Source organism: Achromobacter sp. RW408, from assembly GCF_003184165.1.
GTDB lineage: Bacteria > Pseudomonadota > Gammaproteobacteria > Burkholderiales > Burkholderiaceae_B > Achromobacter > Achromobacter xylosoxidans.
Genome location: NZ_QHHO01000049.1, coordinates 104,935 through 106,089, shown reverse-complemented (window position 1 = coordinate 106,089; position 1,155 = coordinate 104,935). Strand labels below are relative to the sequence as shown.

Genomic DNA, 1,155 nt, shown 5'->3' with positions numbered 1-1,155 from the left:
GCCGGCGACGCCCTCGGCGTATGGCCGCTGAACTGTCCCGAGCTGGTGGAAGAACTGCTGGCGCAGGCCGGCCTGTCGGGCGATGCCGTGGCCAGCGTGCCGGGCGCGGGCGACATGCCGCTGGCCCGGGCGCTGTCCGCCCATTACGAAATCGCGCGACCGGCACCGGCCGCGCTGGCGTTGATCGCCGAGCACAGCCGCGATCCCGGCCTGCGGCAATTGCTGGCAGAGGAGCGCCGCGCCGACCTGCGCCAATGGCTGTGGGGCAAGCAACTGGCCGACGTGCTGCACGCGTTTCCGGTGACGCTGCCGGCGCAGGCGTGGCTGGGCGCGCTCAAGCGCTTGCAGCCGCGCCTGTACTCCATCGCCTCCAGCCCCAAGGCGCATCCTGGCGAAGTCCACCTGACCGTGTCCGCCGTGCGCTACGACAACGGCAGACGGCAACGCAAGGGCGTCTCGTCGACCTTCCTGGCCGACCGCGCCGGCGAGGCCGACGTGCCGGTCTTCGTGCAGGAAGCCAGCCATTTCCGTCCACCGCGCCAGGGCGACACGCCGATGATCATGGTGGGACCCGGCACCGGCGTGGCGCCGTTCCGCGCCTTTCTGCAGGAACGGCGGGCGCGCGGCGACCGCGGCCGCAACTGGCTGTTCTTCGGCGAGCGGCACGCGGCCAGCGATTTCTACTATCGCGACGAACTGCAGGCGCTGCGCGACGACGGCCTGCTGACGCGGCTGGACCTGGCGTTCTCACGCGACCAGGCCGCCAAGGTCTACGTGCAGGACCGCATGCGCGAGCATGGCGCGCAGCTATGGGCATGGTTGCAGGAGGGCGCGCATTTCTATGTCTGCGGCGATGCCGCGCAAATGGCCCGCGACGTGGACGCCACGCTCAGGCGGGTGGTGGCGGAACACGGCGGCATGGACGCCGACGCCGCCGCGGCCTACCTGGCGCGCATGACGGCGGACAAGCGTTATGTGCGCGACGTGTATTGAGAGGACGACGCGGACTGCGCCGTCGATGTGACCGTCCAGCGCGCGAGGACGGCCCGAAGGAGTTCGACCGGCGATTGCACGCTAGCGTGCGCCGCCCGGGGGATCGTGCGGGTCGTCGGCCGCCAGCCCGGCGCCCGGGCCCATCATGCCCATCCCCGCGGC

Annotated in this window: 1 protein-coding gene; it reads left to right on the top strand. The window is 71.7% G+C overall.

Annotation, left to right across the window (positions count from 1 at the left end; all coding sequences use genetic code 11):
- The coding region (locus DK459_RS19965; RefSeq protein WP_110135242.1) for a sulfite reductase flavoprotein subunit alpha at positions 1 to 993 on the top strand (993 nt) is incomplete at its 5' end.
- Positions 994 to 1,155: the final 162 nt, after the last annotated feature.